The sequence below is a fragment of the Escherichia sp. KCJ4928 genome, from assembly GCF_004352695.1.
Lineage (GTDB): Bacteria > Pseudomonadota > Gammaproteobacteria > Enterobacterales > Enterobacteriaceae > ECMA0423.
Map to the genome: position 1 here is coordinate 1 of NZ_SJWV01000376.1, position 1650 is coordinate 1650.

Here is a 1650-nt window from a genome sequence, read left to right on the forward strand (position 1 = left end):
TTAGGTATTGATATTGAAGAAAAAGCCTTTTTCGACATTCTTGCTCATATGCGCGATAAATATCAGTTCACCTATGACGATGAAAAAATGCTGTCACTGGCAAAAGAGATGAAAAGCGTGGTTGACAACACATCGAAATATCCAGACTGGAGTAAATGCGATGATATTAAAGCGAAACTGAAAGTTGAACTTATTCTGCTTCTACACAAGCATAAGTCCCCGCCAGTAGCGAATGATGATGTTTATATGGGGGTACTGGCGCAAGCAGAGAACCTTAAGAAAAATCACATGAGTTGAGTCTATCATAATGGAGTATCTCATCAGATACTCCTTCTTTATCTATTTTGTAAGAGCCAAAATAGATAAATTATGTTACGCATAACCAGCTCATTTAAACTATCTGGTCTGTTTTCTCCGGTTCTACAAAAATAGATAGGGGGGCATCTACGTTACCAATACTGGCATCATGGCTACATACGGCGGTCAGTTTACGCTTACTCACCATTCTTTACTTTTTTATAAGCGTCAATAGGTTTGGGATATGACTTTTTCAAGAAGCCAAACTGTTTGGAGTAAGCAAAAAAGCCTCCACAAATTGCTGCGGAGGCATAAAGAAACACAATTATGCCTAACCTTTAGTCTATTGTTGCCTTTTCACAAGACGATTGCAATATCACCTTAAGGCCATTTTTTTATTAGCAATCGTTAAGCGCAATCATCAATGATCAAATAGGTTGCATGTACAGGACCATGTACGCCAACAACTTTGATCAGTTCTATATCTGCAGTAGAACTTGGGCCTCCAATCAGATTTATACAGGACGGCATCCGTTGTCCTTCCTGAGCCATATCATGAAGTTTTTGCGCAAGCTGCGCCACTCTGGGGAGAATGGTGCTTTTACGTAAAACAAATAATGATGCTTCAGGCAAAAGGCTTACTGAGCGCCCACGTTCTGGTGCGGAGAATAAGACAATGCCTCCTGATTCTGTCAGCCCATACTCAGCGAAAACAACACCAGTTTTTGCCTTTTCAGCAATATGGATATTTTCATCGCCCTTCTCCGGATCCCACAGAGCAGCGCCCATTTCTTTTTGTAGCAATGGCGTAATCCCTGTATCGACCAGTCGTTGATCGTTGCTGATAATGACTGGCCCGGAACCGAACTTCCAACAGATGTCTAAGGCTTTTGATGGTGCGTTCTCAGGCGACACCAGAACACACTCGGCAAGCATCACTTCCGAGGCAAATTTAATAAACGCCTCACAGCGTTGGTCTGATGTCAACTCAGTTAAACGTGTTGTAGCCAGCGTATTTACAGGCTCCGGCATTGCTTCGGGAATATGTCTTACTGGTCTGCCAAGCTTTCTGGCGATCGCAACGAGAAATTCCTCTCTGTTTTCCATAAAATTACCCCTCCTTCTTATGTCGCTTGAACCAACTACGGAAGCTTTCTCCATCAGGTGATGGCAGGTCTCTGGCTTCAGTCCATTCTTTTATCGCTCCAACACTAATCGGCGTTTTTCCTTTCCTGATGAACAGACTGGCTGTTTTCGCGCCAGCAATCATGCCAACTTTCCACAATGCCGGATGACTGTTTACGTAATTGAATATTCCTGTTATACGGCGTTCTGTTGATGGTGTTATTTTGG

At 42.8% G+C, this 1650-nt stretch carries 3 protein-coding genes; 1 reads left to right on the forward strand and 2 read right to left on the reverse strand.

The features are described from left to right. Positions 1–297 (forward strand): type I restriction enzyme endonuclease domain-containing protein (locus E0D98_RS23975; protein ID WP_131891227.1); only part of this gene is annotated, 297 nt, incomplete at its 5' end. A 408-nt stretch (positions 298–705) separates the two neighbouring features. Here the strand turns inward: E0D98_RS23975 and E0D98_RS23980 are convergent. Both E0D98_RS23980 and E0D98_RS23985 read right to left on the reverse strand, forming a co-directional pair. Then, a complete protein-coding gene (locus tag E0D98_RS23980; RefSeq protein WP_000431498.1) occupies positions 706–1404 on the reverse strand; it encodes a lactate utilization protein C in 699 nt (232 codons plus the stop codon). Positions 1405–1408: 4 nt separating this feature from the next. Beyond that, positions 1409–1650: lactate utilisation protein LutB domain-containing protein (locus E0D98_RS23985; RefSeq protein WP_131891230.1), on the reverse strand; the 242-nt coding region annotated here is incomplete at its 5' end.